Origin of the sequence: Aquiflexum lacus (assembly GCF_015476655.1) — a bacterium.
Taxonomy (GTDB): domain Bacteria; phylum Bacteroidota; class Bacteroidia; order Cytophagales; family Cyclobacteriaceae; genus Aquiflexum; species Aquiflexum lacus.
This window is the reverse complement of record NZ_JABFHF010000013.1, coordinates 1-18,383: the sequence shown is the minus strand read 5'-3', so window position 1 is coordinate 18,383 and position 18,383 is coordinate 1. Positions and strand designations below refer to the sequence as shown.

Below are 18,383 nucleotides of genomic sequence, written 5' to 3'. Positions count from 1 at the left end.
ACCTTTTTTTTAAATCTGGATTTGAAAAAAAGGTGGGCATTCAAAAAATTCATTATCGCTCATTAAATCATAAAAAAGATGAAAAATATAACTAATCAAAAAATCATCAATCCATTAATCTTCAGCTTTTTCATAGTATTTCCATTGTTGTTTTTTTCTTGCACAGAAGATCTCACAGATCCACCTCAAACCCAACAGGAACTTACCCGCCTTATTTTGGTAAATTCTCCATGGAAAATGACAAAAGTAACTGTTGATGGATTTGATCAGACCAATGCATATAGAGACTTGGTTTTGACATTTCTCAATACCCAATATACTTCAACAAATGGAAAAGGAGTTTGGCCCACTAATGGATTTTGGAACTTTGATAACAATGATGCCACAACATTTATCAGAAGTGATGGCGTGCGTGTTGAAATTCAGAATATTACTGAAACATCTCTTACCTTAAGTCTAGATTGGGATGAAACCACGTACACTACTACAGGAAGGACAACATCTTTGGAAGGACAACATGTTTTTGAATTTGGAAAATAGGGTTTAATTGTACTAGAAGCCGGGGATTTTTCTCCGGCTTCTTTTTTTTGGATATGAAGATTTTTAATTTTTTTGAAGACCTCTATGCTTTGCTGAAATTTTTTATTAATTTATATGACAATTAATTCGTTATCAGGATTATATTTTTCGAAATCCACCAACAAACATAATAATTATGGCAACTGAAGAGCTAAAAAAAGAGACCCCTAAAGACAAATGGGTAGGATCAAGTGTCAGCGAACGTGAAGGTCAACAATGGGATAAGAAGAAAGAAATGGACTTTACTTATACCAATATTGACAAATTTATCAGATTGAGTCTTGGAGAAAATGCCCATTTCAGTAATGCAATGTATTTGGGAGATTTTTCAATGAGCTTGGAGCAAGCACAGTTAAAGAAATATGAGTTTGTGGTCGAAAATCTGGGTATCAAAAAAGGTACTAGAGTTTTGGATCTAGGATGTGGTTGGGGAGGTTGGTTAAAGTACTTGAGAGATGAAGTTGGGGCTGAGGGAATTGGAGTCAACCTTTCAGATGGGCAGGTTCAAGCGTGTAGAGATAATGGTCTCACTGCCTATATCAAAGATGCACGATTTGTAAAACCTGAAGATTTTGGAACCTTTGACGCCATCACGGCTTTTGGGAGTTTTGAACATGTGGCATCTGTCAAAGATTATCTCAATGGTCAACAAGATGCAGTTTATGAAGATTATTTCAAGCATGTATATCATTTATTAAAAGATGGTGGAAAGTTTTATATGCAAAGCATGACCTTCGAAAAAAACATGATGCCGTTTGATGAAATAGACATCAACGCACCCAAGGACTCAAATCAATATATGCTGGCCCTGCTTTTGAAGCATAATCCCGATTCTTGGGTTCCTTATGGGTATGAACATATTGTAAGAACTGCTGAACCCTATTTCAAAAACATTTATTACACTGATGGAAGATTGGATTATATCCATACTAACCGTGAATGGACCAAACGCTTTCACCGGTTTCAATTAAAAAAATACCTTTGGTTTGCCTCTTTGATTCCCAAATATCTCACCGATAAGGAATTTAGACATCAGCTGGCAGTATTGAGGGTACGGCCAAATAGGGTTTGCTTCGAAAGGGAAATCATGGGACATGCGAGGTTGATTTTTGAGAAAAGGTAGGGGCGAAACAGTAGGCAGTATTCAGTTCTCAGTAGGCTATTGGGGATAGTTTTACATGATTGACTTTGGTCATGCTGGTACTGGTATTTATAGTTTAGTCATGCTGATTCCAATGGCAGGGAGAAGTATCTCTTAGAATTCTTGTAAAAGAAATGATTGGTAAAAATTTTGAATAATACCTGTGTTGGATTGAGTGAGATATTCCATCAGAACTGTTCTTTTTGACTTTGCGTTACGTAACTATGCAAAGAATCGTATTGGCATTAATCATCCTGTTTCTCATTTCAATCGGTCTTGTTTTTCCTCAGGACATACAATTTGAACTGACAAAGGTAGAGGGACAGATTCTTGAAAATTCCGGATTTGATTTGGTAGAGGTGTTGGATGTTCAAAATAATTCCACTTCAATTGGAAGTATTTACAGTGTTAATAATCAGATATATAATGTAAAAATTAAGAACTCCATTTCTCAGGGAATAAAAAACTTTTATACTAAGTCTCTTCAACAAACAGAAACTGAAAGGGCCATACAGATTCGTGTTGTGGATTTTAAAATTTCAGAGAAACAACAAAGCAGTAAAGTAGCTGCGGGAGAATTGAAAATCAAATTCAGCTATTACCTTAAAGGCTCTTTTGAACCTGTTCATTTGGTGGATTATGAAGCAGGAATTACTTACCAAAGGTCCATTCACCGTACTGATTTGGTTAATCAGATATTGAATAAAGGTGTCTCCAATTCCCTTATTTTTTTCAATGACTGGATAAAAGACCATGCGACATACAATAGAAAATTGGCGAAAAGTGTCAAACTTCAAATTTTTGAAAAATCCAGAAAGAGTGATCAAGATACCGTTTTTTATGATTTCAACAGGCCATTGAATTGGAATGATTTCCTTGAAAGACCAAGCCGAACCAATAGAAATAATGCGATGATTTTTACAAGTTTGGCCATGGAAGGAAATCCATTTATGGAGGATGGAGAATTGCTTTTACCTTTGGAAATTAAAGTATATATGCTTCCCGGTTCCTCATGGGTTAGAGCAGATGGAAGAAACGATTACTCATTGAACCATGAGCAAAGGCACTTTGACGTCAGTAGGATAGTGGGGAACAGGCTGATCAACAAATTGAAGACATTGGATCTGAATCCTGAAAATTATGAAGCTGAAGTCAATGATGCTTTTTTTGACTCATTCCGGGAAATGAACAAGCTTCAGGAAATCTATGATGCCAGAACCCGACATGGTTTGGACAGAAATGCACAATATCGATGGGACAATATCCTTGACCAAGCTTTGAAAGGTAATATGGAAGAAATTGAAAAAGAATTAATAAAAGGGAAATAAAATAGATAAAACCTTTTTAATATAAATGTCAAATGACTATTTTTAAAGTGTCAAATGAATGTATTAATTAAATCACTTAAAGATGGCCACTAAAAAGACAAAATTCTATAGAGAAGTCCATTCAGAGGAGGAAAATATTGTTTCTGACTTACAATATGAGGCTCCCTATGGCAGTGCTACCTCATTTAAGGTAAAACGATCAGGTCACTCTAAATCCTACCATATTCCGAGTGGGGGGTATGGATATTTTGTTTCTTCCTTTACAAAAGCAGGCAGTATGGCCGAAGTGGGGGAGTTGTTAGATCAAAACCTTCTTTCAGAGGATATTTCTGCAATAGTGGATTTTCTTGATTTCAAAATACAAGATATAGCAAAAGCTGCATCAGTGTCTCCAAGCACAGTTTCCAGATGGGATAATAAAAGCCCGATAGGTACCCCAGGTTCCTATCAATTTTTTAAAATAGACGAGGTCATCAAAAAAGGCGTGGATTTATTTGGCAATACTGCCTACCTCAAGCAATGGTTGGACAGTCCAAATATGGCTCTTGGTAATGATGCCCCCATCAAGCTGATTACCTCCATGATAGGCTTGGAGTTGGTGGATGAGGCATTGGATGCACTTCATTTTGGCAATGTGATGTGATGCGGTATTACAGAATAATGTCAGAAACATATTATCAAAATCCATTCAGTTGTTCATACAATGCAGGAAGATGGAACCCTAAAGGCTTTGGAATGATTTATGCCGGAAGTGGCCCCGCCTTATCTTTATTGGAATATTTGTGTATCAAGGGTAATGCTGTTTCAGGTAAATCCTGGTACATGATTGAATTTGAAATCCAAAAAACTGATTTGATCGGGACATTGGAGAAAGACAGTTTGACGGATCAATGGAATAAGCTGCCGCATGGCAAGGTCACACAGGAATTTGGGAAGATTTGGTTGCAGGAAAAAGAATTTCCATTTTTAAGAGTACCTTCAGCCAGATTGAATCTGTCATTTTACCCATTGGAACATAACCTCCTGATTAATCCTGATTTCCCTGATCTGAAAAAGCATATTGAATTTGTGGGACAGGTCAGGTTTGATTATTTGTTAAGTTCGATTTAGGATTTCTATAATTATCTGGAAAAATGCCAGTTACCTTATTTCTTTCTGCACCGGGTTTAATGTCGGATGACCGATGACCGATGAGGGCACATATTATTATTTAACCACCATTAAGATTTATGGAGAGGTTATAAATAAATCAGTTTATAAGTTTCAATCTTTGATTAAATTCGAACTGACTCAGTTAAAGCCTATTTACCTAATAAAAAAACTTTCAATGAAATCCACCTTTCAAACATTAATTCTATTCGTGTTTTCCTTTCAGATTTTTGCCCAAAGTTCATTACCAAGAAGTACACCCGAAGCCCTAAATATTTCAAGCGAAGGTATCCAACAATTTTTGGATGCGGTGGAGTCCGAAAGTAAACATGAAATGCATAGCCTGATGATTTTGAGAAATGGACAGGTGGCTGCTGAAGGTTGGTGGTCACCTTATAGCCCGGAATCCAAACATACCATGTATTCGGTCAGTAAAACCTTTACTGCTTCGGCTATAGGTTTGGCGGTAGCAGAAGGAAAACTCAAAGTCACTGATAAGGTTGTAACCTTTTTTCCAGAATCATTACCTGCCACTGTCAGTCCTTATTTGGCTGAATTGGAAATCAAAGACCTGCTTTCCATGACCGTGGGACATGACAAGAGTTTCAATCAGGAAGTTTTCACACAGGAGGATTGGGTCAAGGCTTTTTTGAGTATGCCTATTGCCAATAAGCCAGGTACCAAATTTCTTTACAATACCTCAGCCAGCTATATGCTATCTGCCATTATTCAAAAAGTGACCGGACAAAATTTATTGGAATACCTTAAGCCTAGACTCTTGAATCCATTGGGTATTTACGGATTGGATTGGGAGACTGATTTGGATGGGGTTGCCGTCGGAGGATGGGGTATCAGGGTTAAAACCGAAGATATGGCTAAACTTGGTCAACTGTTTTTGCAAAAGGGGCATTGGAATGGCAAACAAATTTTACCGGAATCATGGATAGATGAAGCCAGTACCATGAAAATCATGCAGGAACCTGATGCATCGGATGAAAAAATGGCTGCCAATGATTGGATTCAAGGATATGGCTATCAGATGTGGAGAAGCAGATATAATTCCTATCGGGCGGATGGTGCCTTTGGCCAATATATCCTGATATTGCCCGAATTGGATGGATTGATTGTCATCACATCGGAAACCAGGGATATGCAGGGTTTATTGGATTTGGCTTGGAAATATCTTTTACCAGCCTTTGATGCAAATGGCACTACTGAAAAAAATATTAATAAAAATTTAAAGAACCTATCCCTAGTTTCTCTTAAAAGCAAATCAAATAAAAAGCTAGAAAAAGAAATAAGTAATAATACTTATCATATTGACAAACAAAATAATATAGTAAGTCAATTTAATCTGGAATTTCTTAAAGATAAAAGTAGACTAACATTGAAAGTGGGAGAGGACTCTTACGAATTTCTATTGAGTTCCGGTGAGTGGGTATTAGGTACAACTGTTAGAAAAGGTCCTAACCTTTTTCACTTTGCCCAAAACCAACTCGAAGGATTAGCCCCCTTCAAAGTTGCCGGAAGCTATGCCTGGAAAGATGCAGAGACCTTGGAAATCAAACTGAAATACTACGAAAGCCCCCATACTGAAACCATCCTGATAACCTTTGAAGGCGATATGGCGAAGATGGTCTTCAGTAACAGTTTTGAAAATAGGGAAGATTGGCCGGTATTTGTGGGGAAAGCTTTATGAGATGTGAGATATGAGATTTGAGACACAAGACGCAAGATTCAGGACTTAGACATTAAATAAAGTAATAATTTAAATTAGTGAAAAAGACTTCACCTTGTCATGTCGACGGCAGGAGACATCTATTACAAACGGGGAGGTGGGACATAAGACACAAGCTCCAAGACTAGGTTACACTAAATAAAGCAAGAATATTAATAGAGAAAAAAGCCTTTCCTTTTCATTTCTAGGCCAATAACTTCTCAGAATGAAAATCTATTTGAAAGTGAGATTCAAGATATGAGGCACACGATCCGACTTTAATTCAAGAAACCTAAAACTATAAACTAACCCATACTTTGTACTACTTGTCCGCCGTGGCGGATTGTACTTAGTACTTGGTACATCAAAAAAACATGAAAACAACACAAAACATCATCACAAGCATTAACAAAATTCAAGGTGAAATCGACTGGCAGTCATTTTTGACTGAGATTATTTCAGCATTTGACTGTACTACAGGAACTATCCATGTCCTGGACAAAGAAACCAATCTATTGCGCTTAAAGGCACAACAAGGAATTCCTGACTTTCTTTTGCCGAAGATGGAAGCCATTCCAATCGGAAAGGGTATGGCAGGTATTGCAGCTGAAAGGAAAAAACCTGTGGAAATGTGTAATCTCCAAACCGATGAATCTGGAGTTGCACGGCCTGCAGCCAAGGAAACCAAAGTGGAAGGATCTATTGCTGTTCCCATGTTATTGGATGATGAATTGTTTGGGACTTTGGGAATCGCAAAACCTGTACCTTATGATTTTACCACGGAGGAAAGTGAGGGATTGTTGAGGATAGGGGAGAGTTTGGCGGGGAGAATCTCGTTTAAATGAATAATGGAGGTGTTTGTCAAAAGAAAGTAATTTGTCAGATGACCGATGACCGATGTCCGATGAAATCCCAAAACTTGAAGTCAAATAATAAAATATTAAGTCCTATGAAAACAAAACTTTTCTTTTTCCTAGCATTCTTTTTAACAGTGACGACAGCTTATTCTCAGGAGGAAAAGTTTACCCGTGCCGATACATTGAGAGGAAGTATTACACCTGAAAGAGGCTGGTGGGATTTGAATTATTATCATTTGGATGTGGAAGTTTTTCCAGGGACAAAATCCATTTCTGGGAAGAATAAGGTGCGTTATCAGGTGAAAAAGGAGCATCAGATCCTTCAGATTGATCTTCAGGAACCACTAAAGATAATTTCTGCGAAACAAGATGGACAGGAATTAAAAATCAGAAAAGAAGGGGCAGCTCATTTTATCAGCTTGACCAAAAAGCAAGTTCCGGGAACCTTTGAGGAGATCATCATCAGCTATGAAGGCCGACCCAAGGAAGCTGTCCGTCCACCATGGGATGGTGGCATTACCTGGCAAAAGGATAATAACGGCAAACATTATATAGCTTCTTCCAATCAGGGAATTGGTTCCAGCATTTGGTGGCCGAGCAAAGACCATCCTGCCGACGAAGTGGACAGCATGCTTATCAGTGTGAGGGTACCAAAAGATCTGATGAACATATCCAACGGAAGATTGAGAAAAGTGGAAAAGAAAGGGAAAACGAGAACCTATCATTGGTTTGTCAGCAATCCTATCAATGACTATGGCGTGAATATCAACATCGGGGATTATGTACATTTTTCTGAAAAATATCCCGGAGAAAATGGACTCCTTGATATGGAGTACTATGTCCTGCGGGATAATCTGGAAAAGGCAAAAGTGCAGTTTCAGGATGCAAGGCGTATGATGGAAGCTTTCGAACATTGGTTTGGTCCTTACCCCTTTTATGAGGACAGTTATAAATTGGTGGAAGCACCTTATTTGGGCATGGAACATCAGAGTTCAGTCACTTATGGTAACGGCTATAAAAACGGCTATCGTGGTACCGATCTCAGTGGCACCGGTTGGGGGATGAAGTTTGACTTTATCATCATCCATGAATCCGGACATGAGTGGTTTGCCAACAACATCACTTACAAGGATGTGGCCGATATGTGGATTCACGAGAGCTTTACCAATTATTCCGAAAGTCTATTTGTGGACTATTTCTATGGAAAAGAAGCAGGGCAGGAGTATGTTAGAGGAACTCGTACCCGAATTGACAACAAACTACCCATTATCGGAAGGTATTCGGTGAACCATAGAGGCTCAGGTGATATGTACTACAAAGGAGGAAATATTCTGAATACCCTCCGTCAAATCACCAATGATGATGAAAAATGGAGAAATATCCTCCGAGGACTCAATATTGAATTCTATCATCAGACCGTCACCACCGCGCAGGTGGAAAATTATATAGCCCAAAAAATAGGAATCGATCTCGCTGCTTTTTTTGATCAGTACCTTAGAAACAGTACTTTACCTGTCCTGGAGTATTATTTCTCAGATGACAATACCTTAAATTTCCGTTGGACAAATTGCATAACTTCATTTGATATGCCGGTAGATTTGGAATTGGGAGAAAACAAAGTGCGGGTTTTTCCCAACACAAAATGGTCTGAATTGAAAGTGAACCATAGGTCTGAGGTGAAGGTAGATGCGGATTATTACGTGGGGAGTTTTGGGTTGAGGTGATGGAGGGGAATTACAAATTCAGAGGATAAAATGGTGCAGATACAATCTACGCCTAGCGAGGGGGATATAAAAGTGTAGATACAATCTATAAGCAGAGGAGAATTTGAAAGTGAGGCAAAAGCAGAAATGCTGGAGTGTAGGACTTTTAAAATATTGAATGTTACATATTGTATTTAACTAATTTTAGCCTTACTTTGAGTTGGATATAACCAATTTTTAATCAAGCAAAATTTTTGAAAACATAATTTTAAAACTCCGGAAAAAATGAAAGACACCATCATCACATTGTACGTGGATACTAAAAAGATCATTGGTTTACAAGAAAAACCAACAAAAGAAGAAGTTTTGGGATGCATTCTTATTGGAGACAACCATAACGATCCACCAAAAAATGAAGATTTTGTGAGCCATGTTCGGGAGAAGTCAAAATTGGCATGGGTTGGCGCTGCTATGCATATCATGGAAAGTGTTGAAGATTTTGTAATTATCACCAAGATCGTAGTAAATAAAAAAAAATCTATGATTAAAATTAATGAAGATAAGAAAGGCTCTGGAAAAACACATAAAGATGGGTATGTCAGTAAGGCAAAGACAGGATCGGAAGAAGAATATAGAATTCACTTTCTAGTTAATTCCGGTGGGATGGAAAGAAAATTTAAAATCGACCCAAAGATTCGTGTTATTTGATTTTCCCCCATTTTGATATGTGGAAATGAAAAAATTCCTGATTCCGTTTCTATTTTTTATTTTATTGAATTGTGCTTTTTCGCAGTCAGAAATGGATGTCGGAAAGAGTATTACTATTCTCGATAGCTTGAAAAAGCTGTATTTCCAAGAAGAAAATGGTGACATAGGTCTTTTGGAAACTATTCTGCAAATAGACCCTAATCCCGATAGCCTGCTAAAATATGGTCAGATTTTAGTAGACAGATCTTTGGTCGATTCTGATTATAAAGGCACTTATTACGGATACCTACAATTGGGAAACGCATATGTATTGAAAGGCGAACTTTCCCAAGGTTTGGATTTTTATTTTCAAAGTCTCGCTTATGCCGAGAAAGTCAATTATCAAGAGGGTAGGGGAAAGGTGTTTTTGGCAATAGCTGATACTTATTCACAAAGTCAAAACAGTCAGAACGCTGCCATTTACTATGGCAGAAGTATAGAAATTCTGAGAAATGGAAATGATTCTTTGGCCCTTGCAAGTGGCATTTTCAATGCCGGCGATGAGTACCTGAATCTGGGGAAACTCGATTCTGCTTTGCTTTTTACAGAAGAGGCGAAAACCATTTTCTCGAAGATTAATTACCCTATTGGAGAAGCGTATTGTTTTGGGAATCTTGGGATGATCAATGCTCAAAACGGTAACAATACAGCCGCCGAAGAAAATATCAATAAGGCAATTTCCATTCTTGAAGCTTACAATGAATTCTATCCTATATCGGTGTATTTAGAATTCATTTCCACCATTTATTTGGAAAATGGAGACCGGGCCCGGGCATTGAATTATGCCAACCGAAGCCTGGAACTTGCCAATCACTATGGTCTGAAAGACCAAATCAGCAATTCCAATCTGACCCTTTCTAAGATTTATGAGCAGGCTGGCCTTCCTCAAACAGCACTTGAATACTACAAAAAACACATCATTTATCGTGACAGTGTCAATAATATCAGCGCCGTGCAGGAGATGGCAAATCTTCGGACTGATTATGAAGTTTCCCAAAAACAAATTGAAGTAGACTTATTGGAAAAAGAAGCCTACATCAAAGATCTCCAAACTAAAAGGCAAAAGTTTATCATTTACGGGGCGGTGATTGCGATGGTATTGATTGCATTGCTGGCATTTGTAGTTTATCGGCGTTACCTCTATGAGAAACAAACCAAGCAGATTATTGAAAAAGAAAAAGATCGGTCGGAAAAACTTCTTTTGAATATTTTACCTGCAGAAACGGCGGAAGAATTGAAAGAATATGGTTCAGTCAAAGTAAGGCAAAATGAATCCGTAACTGTTTTATTTACTGATTTCAAAAATTTCACCGCTACCGCGGAAAATATTTCACCTGAGCAATTGGTAAGAAGTTTGGATTACTATTTTAAAAAATTTGATGAGATCTGCACACGAAATAACTTGGAAAAAATCAAGACCATCGGCGATTCCTACATGTGCGCAGGAGGACTACCAAAGGAAAACCAAACCCATCCCCGCGATGTGATTCTGGCTGCCAAAGAGATGATGGCGTTTGTAAAAAGTAAATCGGATGATAGCATTTGCGCCTTTGAAATGCGCGTCGGAATCCATACCGGTCCTGTGGTGGCCGGAATTGTCGGAATCAAAAAATGGCAATATGATATATGGGGAGACACTGTCAATATTGCTTCCAGGATGGAATCCAATTCAGTCCCAGGAAAAATCAACCTTTCCGAAACAACCTATAAACTTATCAGTGAGGAGTTTGAATGTGAATACAGAGGTAGTATTGACATTAAGAACAGAGGTATCTGGAAAATGTATTATTTAGAGGAAAGTTGATTTTTAAGGTATTTTTGGTTTTATTAATTTAGTTTTTGCCAAAGATCATTTAGACAAAAAATCCTGCGAAATCTTAAAATTGGGATTCGTTTTTTGACGGAAAAAAGCTCTTATCCACTTTGAAAAAAGATTTTTTAAGATGGCTAAAAATCCAACCTTTATTTAATTGGTTTCAAACTCCAGGATAAGAATGATAAATTGCAGTATATAAATTACGGGTATGAACAAAGAATTTAACTTATTCATGGAGGACTTAGTAGCTAAGATAGTTATCCTTTTGCCTAGGATACTCCTGGCATTGGGCATCCTGCTAGCGGGGTATTTATTAGGTCGCCTGGTGGAAAAAATAGTCAGACGATTTATTCTTTACCTGAATAAATCCATTAATCTGAAGCTACAAAACCGTTTGCTGAATGTAGACTTGGCAAGTTCAGCCTGGTTTATCTCCAAGACGTTTTTCTGGATTATCCTTATTACTTCCGTGTTATTCTGTTTACAGATATTGGACCTTAATTTTTCTGGTCTCTGGTTTGAAAAGATCATGGCTTATCTTCCCAATGTTTTGGTGGCGGTCATCATCATTTTTGTAGGGATTATTTTCGGGCGGTTATTGGGCGATTTGACAAGGTCAGCAGCTACAAAAACAGGATTGGTAAATGGTAGTTTCCTGGGCAATATGGTCAGGTATTTACTGCTTTTAATTGCGATCATTATTGCTATCGGGCAGCTAGGTGTTGATATTGCTTTCCTGACCAACCTCATTACAATTGTTCTGGTGTCCTTGCTTTTCGGGGCTTCCTTAGCATTTGGGTTAGGTGCTCAAACTTCCGTCAGCAATATTCTAGGTGCATATTATGTTAGAAAATCCTACATGCTGGGCAATGTGATAGAGGTGAACGGACAGCAGGGAGTGATCGTGAAAATGACAGATTATAATGTTACAATCGAAACAAAAACAGGATTGGCCAATATCCCGGCGAGGGAATTCAATGAAAGGACGGTAATGATTATCAAAATGAAGAAGAAATAACATGAGTACAGACCATCTCTTAATATATCAATTCCTCAAGGAGCATTCAAACATTGCTATCCCGATGATCGAAAAGTTGGAAGTGGAAGAAATCACCGCGCTAATTGAAGAACTTGACTCTGATAAGGCGGTCATTATACTAGCGGAAATCGCTCCGTTTATCGCAGGTAAAGTGGTTGAAAAGCTCAGCAATAAGAAAGCCATCGAGTTGGTTGAATTGCTGGATCCTCAGATCGCAGAATCTATTCTTCAGGTAACTGATAAATCCATTCGTGATCAATTGCTGGAGGGAACTACAAAAGCCCTGTCCACTTATCTGAGAAATGCCTTAGTGTTTCAAAAATACCAAGTTGGCGCACATCTTGAACCTTTTGTATTCACCTTATCCGATCGCATGACCATTCAGAATGCATTGACAATGGTCAAAAATAGCAAAGCCCCAGTCAGACCTCATGTTTTTGTTTTGAATGACAACAATAAACTGGTAGGGTATATAAAGTGGAATGATCTGCTTAAGGCCGAATCGGAATCAGAAATCCATTCAGTCATGAAAGAAGTGCCAAGGACGGTGCTTGCCAGTATGAGCACCTCTGACCTATTGGAAGTCTGGGACCCGACTTTAATTGACCTGCCTGTGATTAAATTGAATGGCACCTTTTTGGGTACAGTTTCCAGAACATCTCTTAGTAAATTAGAAAAGACAACCAACACATTGGATCACCCTGCAATAAAAGCAGGCAATGCATTGGGCGACCTGTATTTTATTGGACTGACCAGCCTGTTTGGTCGGTCTTCTGAAAAGTGATCAAATAAAAAAAACTCCTTATGAACACAGTAACAATCAAAGAACAACTGGTTAGTCAATACATACAACGATTTCCCGAAGAAGCAGCAGTTACCTTAAATATGGTGAAAACGAAGGAACTTCTGGACTATATGCAAAAGCAGCCCGTTCATGTCGCCCAAGAAGTATTGCTTCATCTGAATCCGGAAACCGTATCCCGGGTATTGGATGACATGGAAGATATTTTGTTTATTGCCCTTTTTGATCTGATGAATCCCTATGATGCAGCTAAACTGATTTCCAGACTTTCAGCTTCTTCTGTAACTCATAAACTGTCCTTGTTGGACGAAAAGAAGTCTGAAAAGATAGGGGAGATGCTGAGCTATCCAGCGGAGTCTGCCGGACACCTCATGGATACCAGAATTATCACTTTTCATCCAAAAGAAACTGTTAATGATGTCCTTACAAAGCTAAGAACTCTTGGAGACCGAAGGATAGTGAACATCTACATTACAGATACTTCAGGTCAGTTGCTGGGAACTGTTTATATCCAGACATTAGCTGTTTCTAATGCCGAAACCACCCTGGAGAAGTTGATGGAACCTGCACCGAGTGTACAGGTAATGACTCCTTCTGATGAAATCATAGAACTATTCGAGGCAGGAAAATTTTTCAATCTGCCAGTAGTGGACCTCAGTAATAACTTATTGGGAATTATCAGAAATGACCGGTTGATTGCAGCCACGCAGATGGATGCCCGTGAAGATGTTTTGGCGATGTTTGGTGCAGGCCGTGAAGAACGTGCCTTATCCAGTCCTTGGTTTGCAGTGAAAAAGAGGCTGCCCTGGCTTCATATTAATTTAGTCACCGCTTTTTTGGCAGCTTCAATTGTAGGGATTTTTGAGGATACGATCGCTCAGGTGACCGTGTTAGCAGTCTTTCTGCCTGTAGTAGCCGGGCAATCCGGAAATACAGGTTCTCAGGCCCTTGCTGTGACCATGAGAGGTCTTGCTTTGAGGGAGATACAAACCAGACATTGGTGGAAAGTTGCCAGAAAAGAAGTAGCTGTTGGCTTTTTTAATGGTGTTGCAGTGGCCCTGACCACCTCTGCCATTGTGTTTATCTGGGCTTCCTCCTTTGGTCTTGCGGTAGTCATCGCATCTTCCATGATCTTGTCTATGGTGATTGCCGGCTTCTCGGGTGCAGTAATTCCGATTATCCTCAAAGCATTTGGCCAGGATCCGGCACAGTCTTCTGCTATAGTGTTGACCACAGTCACGGATATCGTGGGATTTCTGAGTTTTCTTGGGCTTACCACGATGCTCGGATCATCATTGGGAATTTTGTGATTATTGGTGGTTGCTGCTACATGGATTGGTAATATGGCTCTTTAAGGAGAGAATGGAATTTCAAATTCCGAGGATAAAAAGGTGTAGATATAATCTACACCAAGCGGAGTTCGGGGGATATGTATTATAAAGGTGGAAATATCCTGAATACCCTTCGCCAAATTACCATTGACAGATTTTGAAATCGAGTGTTTAGAACTACAGATAGCATTAATTCTATAATAAAACTTTGCCTTGTCACCTCGACGTCAGGAGAGGTCTACTGCCCATTTTGATGTCATTTCCTTTCTGTAAATGCCAAATTTTAAAAACTACCAATGACGATGAAAAATGGTAAAGCATTCTCCGCGGGCTGAGTGATCTATTTAAGAATTTAGATTTGGGTTTTGTGCAGATAGGAGGGTTTGTGGGAATGGGGGACGGGAGGAATTACAAATTCCTTGGATAAAATGGTGTAGATACAATCTACACCTAGCGGGGGTGATGTAGGGATTTTTCGTTTTAGACCTGGCTGCCGGTATGTAAGATGCCAGGAAAAATATTTTTTAAAAAAAAATAACTTAGTTTTTCGTGAACGATCTAGAAGTAGGATTAGTTGTATATACACATAATTTTGAATACAAACCAAAATCCAACATGAATAACAAACCACTTTTAGAAAAATTGACCATTGGGGACATTGAATTGAATAATAGGGTTGTCATGGCCCCAATGACAAGAAGTAGAGCTGACAATCAGGAAAAAGCACCTACGGACCTTCATGCCAAGTATTATAAACAACGTGCCTCTGCAGGTCTCATAATTACAGAAGGTTCACAGATTTCAACAAAGGCTGTGGGATATATCAATACCCCAGGAATTTATACTCAGGCTCAAGTTGATGGATGGAAGAAGGTGACCAAAGCTGTCCATGAAAAGGATGGGAAAATATTCATCCAACTCTGGCATGTAGGCAGGATTTCTCATCCTGATTTCCATAATGGAGAATTGCCACTTGCACCTTCAGCCATCAACCCACATTCCAAGTCATTTACCCCAAAAGGTTTCAAGGAGACAGTAACCCCAAAAGAAATGTCTTTAGAAGAAATTCAGGATACCATACGTGACTTTAAAATGGCCGGAAAAAATGCCATGGAAGCAGGTTTTGACGGTATTGAGATTCATTCTTCCAATGGATACTTGTTGCATCAGTTTTTCAGTCAGACATCCAATGTGAGAACCGATGGCTACGGTGGAAGTATTGAAAACAGGGCGAGGATCCTTTTTGAAATCATCGATGCGCTGAAGGAAGTTATGCCTGAAAACAGAATTGGTGTAAGGTTAAATCCTTCTTTACATGGAATTTTTGGAATGACCATGGATGAAGAAAGTATTCCTACTTTTGATTATATCATCGAAAAGCTCAATGAATACAATCTTGCCTACCTTCATTTGTCAGAGCCATTTTCGGATGTTTCCGAATTGCCTTTTGCAGTAACAGAAATCGCCAAGCGATATCGGTCAATGTACAAAGGCACATTGATAATCAATTCAGATTTTGACCAGGAAAAAGGTAACCGCTTTATCCTTGAAGGTTTGGCAGATGCAGTTGCTTTTGGCAAACCGTATGTGTCCAACCCGGATTTAGTGGAAAGATTCTCCCAAGATGCTCCTCTGCAGGACTGGGATCAAAGTACTTTCTATACACCGGGTGAAAAAGGGTACACAGATTACCCTAAATTAAAGCTGGAAAAAACAAATTGATCAAAAGGGGCCGATAAAATCGGCCCCTTTTTTAACTATTCCAATGATTGGGATTGTGGAATTATTGGAGATCAATATGTTTCCTCAAATTTTACTGCAGTACCGGAGATAGTTTGCATATTACTGATTGTATTATTTTTTGAAATAATGTCTTTTAAAGGCGCACTTTGATTGTTAGGAATGCGATTAGAAGAATAGGAGACCTAATGTAAATCAGGTTTTATGAAAAAGAAAGAGAGTTTGTGTATTCGGGATAGGGCTGGAATTACAAAATCCAAAAATAGTAAGGTGTAGATACAATCTACACCGAGCGGGGGCTTACCACGATGCTCGGATCAGCATTGGGGATATTGTGATTTTTGATTGAAAGAATTGAAGTAATTATTTTTCCTTTTTGTTATATAATTTACATTATGTTAAATAGAATTTAACAACACCCCATACCTTAACAATAACCATATAAACTCCATCACCTCTCCCCAACCCATTTCAATTTGAAAATCATGATTTTTTTGGTAAGCTTAGCACTTTATTCGGAGATCTATGAATCAAACCAATACCGCTAAGCTTGGCTTATTTCTTGGGCCTATATTGTTTCTGGGAATTTTATTTTTGCTACAGCCCAAAGATATGTCGCCCGAAGCTTTGTCCATGTTGGCGGTGACTGCCTGGATTGCGGTTTGGTGGATAACCGAAGCCATTCCGATTGCAGCGACTTCGCTGTTGCCATTAGTGCTGCTGCCGACTTTGGGCGCTTTATCTATGGCTAGTACAGCTACTTCCTATTCACATCCCATGGTGTTGCTGTACATGGGTGGATTTATGATTGCCATGGCCATTGAGAAATGGAACCTACACAAACGGATAGCTCTGACCATCATTGCGTTTATCGGAACCAATATTCAGCGGATTATTTTGGGCTTTATGCTGGCGACGGCTTTTTTGTCCATGTGGATATCCAATACTGCTACTTCCCTGATGATGTTGCCCATAGCCATCGCAGTGGTGACCCAATTGAGTTCCAACGAAAATCCCCATGAAAGATCTCCCAATAAAATCGGAAAAGCACTGATGCTGGGTATCGCCTATAGTGCATCCATCGGTGGTGTGTCCACATTGATTGGAACCCCTACCAATATCATTCTGGCCGGAGTAATCAAGGAAATGTATCAATATGAGATAACCTTTTCTCAATGGATGCTTTTTGGCCTTCCCATCTCCATTATTCTCTTGGCAATCTGTTATGTTTATTTGGTTCGCTTTGCCTATCCTTTTGAAAAAAACTTTGCCATCCATGGCGGCAAAGAAGAAATCAATACCCAACTCAAGCTATTGGGTCCTATTACTGTAGAAGAAAAAAGGGTTTCATGGGTGTTTGGATTGGTTTCTTTGTCCTGGATATTACGTTCTTTGGTTCTACAGGATTTTATTCCTGCATTAGATGACACCATCATTGCCATTGCAGGTGTTTTGATGCTGTTTGTCCTCCCCTCATCAAAACCTAAAACTAAATTATTAGATTGGAAAACTGCTGAGAAAATCCCTTGGGGCATTTTATTGCTTTTTGGTGGTGGACTATCTTTGGCTGAAGGATTTAAAGAAACAGGATTAGCATCTTGGATCGGCAATCAATTTGTATTCCTTGATTTTATGGCTTTTGGGTTGTTTTTATTGATCGTGATAGCTGCTGTCAATTTCTTGACCGAGATCACCTCTAATGTAGCTACCGCTTCGATGCTGCTGCCGATTTTAGCCGCTGTCTCCTACTCTATGGGTGTTCACCCGTATGGCTTAATGGTTGGCGCCACAATGGCGGCAAGCTGCGCCTTTATGCTTCCTGTAGCTACTCCACCCAATGCTGTGGTATTTGGTTCGGGTTATCTGACTATTCCTGATATGTTCAAGGCCGGGATTTGGATGAATATTTTATCGATTATCTTGATTACCCTTTTCACCTTGTATGTCCTTCCATTGCTTTGGGGAATTGATTTGGATGTTTATCCTTTTTGAGGTTAAGGGAATTATAGGGTTGTAAGTTGCCCAAAACTTCATCATTCATTATTCGGTGTTCGGTATTCGAAATTTAAAATTGAAAAATTGGTTTTTGGGTAATTTATACTGATCTAGCCAGATTATTAAACCTTTTCGATAGAACACTGATAACGCTGATTTTGCTGATATTCGCAGGTGAATTAATCAGTGTAAATCAGCGAGATCAGTGTTATCCCGGTGATCGGGGCAGGTCCTGCGTGCCAATAAAAAAACAAGTGGTCTATTACTTATTGATACCAACGAAAATAAAAAGAAAAAGGATAGTCGAAACTACCCTTTTGAGCCTCCTGTCGGGATCGAACCAACGACCTACTGATTACAAGTCAGTTGCTCTACCATCCCGATAGCTATCGGGATAAGGAGGCTAAAGGTATTTAAGGATCAAATTCTTGCTTAATTC

The 18,383-nt window shown here is 38.9% G+C and carries 15 protein-coding genes and 1 tRNA gene; 15 read left to right on the top strand and 1 reads right to left on the bottom strand.

Features of this window, described 5'->3' with window-relative positions; all coding sequences use genetic code 11:
- The first annotated feature begins 78 nt into the window (after positions 1–78).
- The 15 genes from HMJ38_RS12920 to HMJ38_RS12850 all read left to right on the top strand — a co-directional run bounded on the left by HMJ38_RS12920 (position 79) and on the right by HMJ38_RS12850 (position 17,941).
- Positions 79–540, top strand: a complete 462-nt coding sequence (locus tag HMJ38_RS12920; RefSeq protein ID WP_194974827.1) for a hypothetical protein — start codon at positions 79–81, stop codon at positions 538–540.
- 175 nt (positions 541–715) lie between these two features.
- Positions 716–1,702 carry an SAM-dependent methyltransferase gene (locus HMJ38_RS12915; protein WP_194974826.1) on the top strand — a complete coding sequence of 329 codons (987 nt, stop codon included), beginning with the start codon at positions 716–718 and terminating at the stop codon, positions 1,700–1,702.
- Between the two features lie 242 nt (positions 1,703–1,944).
- The gene (locus HMJ38_RS12910; RefSeq protein WP_194974825.1) at positions 1,945–3,048 is read left to right on the top strand and encodes a hypothetical protein; all 1,104 of its coding nucleotides are present in this window, start codon (positions 1,945–1,947) and stop codon (positions 3,046–3,048) included.
- An 82-nt stretch (positions 3,049–3,130) separates the two neighbouring features.
- Positions 3,131–3,691 carry an antitoxin Xre/MbcA/ParS toxin-binding domain-containing protein gene (locus tag HMJ38_RS12905; RefSeq protein WP_194974824.1) on the top strand — a complete coding sequence of 187 codons (561 nt, stop codon included), beginning with the start codon at positions 3,131–3,133 and terminating at the stop codon, positions 3,689–3,691.
- A gap of 17 nt (positions 3,692–3,708) precedes the next feature.
- A complete protein-coding gene (locus tag HMJ38_RS12900) occupies positions 3,709–4,158 on the top strand; it encodes an RES family NAD+ phosphorylase (protein ID WP_194974823.1) in 450 nt (149 codons plus the stop codon).
- Positions 4,159–4,375: 217 nt separating this feature from the next.
- On the top strand, positions 4,376–5,896 hold the full coding sequence (locus HMJ38_RS12895; RefSeq protein WP_194974822.1) for a serine hydrolase domain-containing protein: 1,521 nt from the start codon (positions 4,376–4,378) through the stop codon (positions 5,894–5,896).
- Positions 5,897–6,288: 392 nt separating this feature from the next.
- Complete coding sequence (locus HMJ38_RS12890) at positions 6,289–6,759, top strand: GAF domain-containing protein (RefSeq protein WP_194974821.1); 471 nt, start codon at positions 6,289–6,291, stop codon at positions 6,757–6,759.
- A 104-nt stretch (positions 6,760–6,863) separates the two neighbouring features.
- A complete protein-coding gene (locus HMJ38_RS12885) occupies positions 6,864–8,495 on the top strand; it encodes a M1 family metallopeptidase (RefSeq protein ID WP_194974820.1) in 1,632 nt (543 codons plus the stop codon).
- A gap of 264 nt (positions 8,496–8,759) precedes the next feature.
- Complete coding sequence (locus HMJ38_RS12880; RefSeq protein WP_194974819.1) at positions 8,760–9,182, top strand: hypothetical protein; 423 nt, start codon at positions 8,760–8,762, stop codon at positions 9,180–9,182.
- Between the two features lie 25 nt (positions 9,183–9,207).
- Positions 9,208–11,025, top strand: coding sequence for an adenylate/guanylate cyclase domain-containing protein (locus HMJ38_RS12875; RefSeq protein WP_194974818.1), 1,818 nt, complete (start codon positions 9,208–9,210; stop codon positions 11,023–11,025).
- 220 nt (positions 11,026–11,245) lie between these two features.
- Entirely contained in the window at positions 11,246–12,055 is an 810-nt protein-coding gene (locus HMJ38_RS12870) for a mechanosensitive ion channel family protein (protein WP_194974817.1), read from the top strand.
- Position 12,056: 1 nt separating this feature from the next.
- Positions 12,057–12,860 (top strand): CBS domain-containing protein, encoded by an 804-nt coding sequence (locus HMJ38_RS12865; RefSeq protein ID WP_194974816.1) that lies wholly within the window; start codon positions 12,057–12,059, stop codon positions 12,858–12,860.
- 20 nt (positions 12,861–12,880) lie between these two features.
- On the top strand, positions 12,881–14,188 hold the full coding sequence (gene mgtE, locus HMJ38_RS12860) for a magnesium transporter (RefSeq protein WP_194974815.1): 1,308 nt from the start codon (positions 12,881–12,883) through the stop codon (positions 14,186–14,188).
- Positions 14,189–14,824: 636 nt separating this feature from the next.
- Positions 14,825–15,931, top strand: coding sequence for an alkene reductase (locus tag HMJ38_RS12855; protein WP_194974814.1), 1,107 nt, complete (start codon positions 14,825–14,827; stop codon positions 15,929–15,931).
- 543 nt (positions 15,932–16,474) lie between these two features.
- Positions 16,475–17,941, top strand: coding sequence for an SLC13 family permease (locus HMJ38_RS12850; protein WP_194974813.1), 1,467 nt, complete (start codon positions 16,475–16,477; stop codon positions 17,939–17,941).
- Between the two features lie 323 nt (positions 17,942–18,264).
- On the opposite strand, the gene HMJ38_RS12845 is transcribed toward HMJ38_RS12850, so the two are convergent.
- Positions 18,265–18,348 (bottom strand) — tRNA-Thr (locus HMJ38_RS12845).
- Positions 18,349–18,383 lie beyond the last annotated feature (35 nt).

Excerpts from the sequence above, each read along its gene's own strand:
- HMJ38_RS12895 (WP_194974822.1), top strand. The coding sequence starts at position 4,376 with ATGAAATCCACCTTTCAAACATTAATTCTATTCGTGTTTTCCTTTCAG.
- HMJ38_RS12880 (WP_194974819.1), top strand. The coding sequence starts at position 8,760 with ATGAAAGACACCATCATCACATTGTACGTGGATACTAAAAAGATCATT.
- HMJ38_RS12855 (WP_194974814.1), top strand. The coding sequence starts at position 14,825 with ATGAATAACAAACCACTTTTAGAAAAATTGACCATTGGGGACATTGAA.
- HMJ38_RS12850 (WP_194974813.1), top strand. The coding sequence starts at position 16,475 with ATGAATCAAACCAATACCGCTAAGCTTGGCTTATTTCTTGGGCCTATA.
- HMJ38_RS12900 (WP_194974823.1), top strand. The coding sequence starts at position 3,709 with ATGTCAGAAACATATTATCAAAATCCATTCAGTTGTTCATACAATGCA.
- HMJ38_RS12910 (WP_194974825.1), top strand. The coding sequence starts at position 1,945 with ATGCAAAGAATCGTATTGGCATTAATCATCCTGTTTCTCATTTCAATC.
- HMJ38_RS12920 (WP_194974827.1), top strand. The coding sequence starts at position 79 with ATGAAAAATATAACTAATCAAAAAATCATCAATCCATTAATCTTCAGC.
- HMJ38_RS12890 (WP_194974821.1), top strand. The coding sequence starts at position 6,289 with ATGAAAACAACACAAAACATCATCACAAGCATTAACAAAATTCAAGGT.
- HMJ38_RS12865 (WP_194974816.1), top strand. The coding sequence starts at position 12,057 with ATGAGTACAGACCATCTCTTAATATATCAATTCCTCAAGGAGCATTCA.
- HMJ38_RS12885 (WP_194974820.1), top strand. The coding sequence starts at position 6,864 with ATGAAAACAAAACTTTTCTTTTTCCTAGCATTCTTTTTAACAGTGACG.
- HMJ38_RS12905 (WP_194974824.1), top strand. The coding sequence starts at position 3,131 with ATGGCCACTAAAAAGACAAAATTCTATAGAGAAGTCCATTCAGAGGAG.
- HMJ38_RS12915 (WP_194974826.1), top strand. The coding sequence starts at position 716 with ATGGCAACTGAAGAGCTAAAAAAAGAGACCCCTAAAGACAAATGGGTA.
- mgtE (WP_194974815.1), top strand. The coding sequence starts at position 12,881 with ATGAACACAGTAACAATCAAAGAACAACTGGTTAGTCAATACATACAA.
- HMJ38_RS12875 (WP_194974818.1), top strand. The coding sequence starts at position 9,208 with ATGAAAAAATTCCTGATTCCGTTTCTATTTTTTATTTTATTGAATTGT.
- HMJ38_RS12870 (WP_194974817.1), top strand. The coding sequence starts at position 11,246 with ATGAACAAAGAATTTAACTTATTCATGGAGGACTTAGTAGCTAAGATA.